Genomic DNA, 351 nt, shown 5'->3' with positions numbered 1-351 from the left:
ATATGAATTCAAAGATTTAGCGGCATATGATGCCGAAGGTAAGGCATACAAGTATGAAGTGAAAGAACAAGCAGTAGACGGATATCAAACAGAAGTAAAAGGTTATGACATCACGAATACAAAGGTTGGTCAAACAAAAGTAGAAGGATCGAAGATATGGAAGGACGGAAATGGTGAAGGACGTCCAAAAGCAATCAAAGTCGACCTACTACAAAATGGCAAGGTGATCGATACAAAAGAAGTGAGCGTAGCAAGCGAATGGAAATATGCGTTTACAGATTTAGCGGCATACGATGCCGAAGGTAAGGCATACAAGTATGAAGTGAAAGAACAAGCAGTAGACGGATATCA

At 40.2% G+C, this 351-nt stretch carries 1 protein-coding gene; it reads left to right on the top strand.

From position 1 onward, the window contains the following. Window positions 1-351, top strand: a 351-nt coding sequence (locus MR071_RS25170; RefSeq protein WP_242238246.1) for a Cna B-type domain-containing protein, incomplete at both ends; no start/stop codon positions are given.

This window comes from Bacillus cereus group sp. BfR-BA-01316, assembly GCF_022664195.1.
GTDB lineage: Bacteria > Bacillota > Bacilli > Bacillales > Bacillaceae_G > Bacillus_A.
Note: the sequence above shows the minus strand (reverse complement) of the source record. Positions and strands in the feature narration are given on the sequence as shown.